The organism is Mariniphaga sediminis, assembly GCF_003573545.1.
GTDB classification, from domain to species: Bacteria; Bacteroidota; Bacteroidia; order Bacteroidales; family Prolixibacteraceae; genus Mariniphaga; species Mariniphaga sediminis.
This window is the reverse complement of record NZ_QWET01000065.1, coordinates 1-1,150: the sequence shown is the minus strand read 5'-3', so window position 1 is coordinate 1,150 and position 1,150 is coordinate 1. Positions and strand designations below refer to the sequence as shown.

The following is a 1,150-nucleotide window of genomic DNA, read 5'->3' as shown; positions in this document are numbered from 1 at the left end:
CTTTCATCACATCAGATATTTCGTTTTTCAGTTCTTCTGAAACTGCGGTGTCATAATCTGTGTGATAATTCCCCGGGCAACCTGTCAATTCCATCGCATAAGAGTAAGCCGAAAAGATGTTTCCCTTCAGCAAGGTATTGCGCAACAAAAGAATGTTGTTCAGGTACTTTGAGCAGGCATCTATATTCTTTTTTTCTGCATTCTCATATAACCTCTTTGAATTAACAGGGGTGCAGGTAAACATCCCGTCAAGGTTTTTTCCTATACCCGATTGAATGGCAATATCAAATAAATCCAACCCGCTGTAAAACAGTGAAAAATCATCCGGACGGTAATTATTCCGTTCCAGTTCCTGAATTAAGGCCAGGTTGGCCGTTTTTATCCCTTTGATATTGGGAATGCCGGCAAGGGCTTCCATCACACCAAACGTTATCGGGGACTGGGTTACCGGGGGTAAATCGTAGATATAAACCGGGTATTTCGACGCTTTCGAAAGCAAGTCAAAAAAACGGATTATCTCCGGGGTATTGAGTTTGTAGTAGTAAGGTACTGTGGCCACTACCCCGTCGATTTCCATATTCCCCAGCGATTCAATCCTGTCTGTCACCCTGGATACAGAACAGTCCATGACCCCCACCATAACTGGTAACCTTTGCTGTACCGCTTCAACACAATGCATGGCTACTTTAGGGTATTCGCTGTTTCCAATGCTGGCCATCTTGCCCATCGAGCCCATACAAAGAATCCCTTTGGCCCCGGAGTTAATCATCCCTTCAATCTGTTTCCGGTAGCTCTCTGCCACCAGGTTACCCCCTGCATCGGTAGGTGTACCCAGCGCCGGGTAAAATCCGTCCTCCATTTTTTGATTTATCATTTCTCTGGTTTTTTTATAGTTATCTTATGGTTTTTTTATGGTTATCTTACAACTGGCATTATCGCAATCAATCTCAGAGGTATATGTATACCCCAGACCCTCGGCAATGGGTTTATACAGTGCCGGGCAATGGTCGCAATAAGAATGATAGGGGGTCATATGTTTTAGCTCCAGAAGCATCCCTTTGGAAGGGCACTTGTGCAAATCAATACTGAATTCCCCTTTGTCTTCATCCAGTATCATGGTAAAATCGGCTGCTTCTTCATTCAGCGAATG

At 44.2% G+C, this 1,150-nt stretch carries 2 protein-coding genes; both read right to left on the bottom strand.

The genetic code is table 11. From position 1 onward, the window contains the following. Nucleotides 1-874 (bottom strand): dihydrodipicolinate synthase family protein (locus D1164_RS23595; RefSeq protein WP_147372290.1); only part of this gene is annotated, 874 nt, incomplete at its 3' end. A 24-nt stretch (nucleotides 875-898) separates the two neighbouring features. Further along, nucleotides 899-1,150: hypothetical protein (locus tag D1164_RS23910; RefSeq protein ID WP_206611105.1), on the bottom strand; the 252-nt coding region annotated here is incomplete at its 5' end.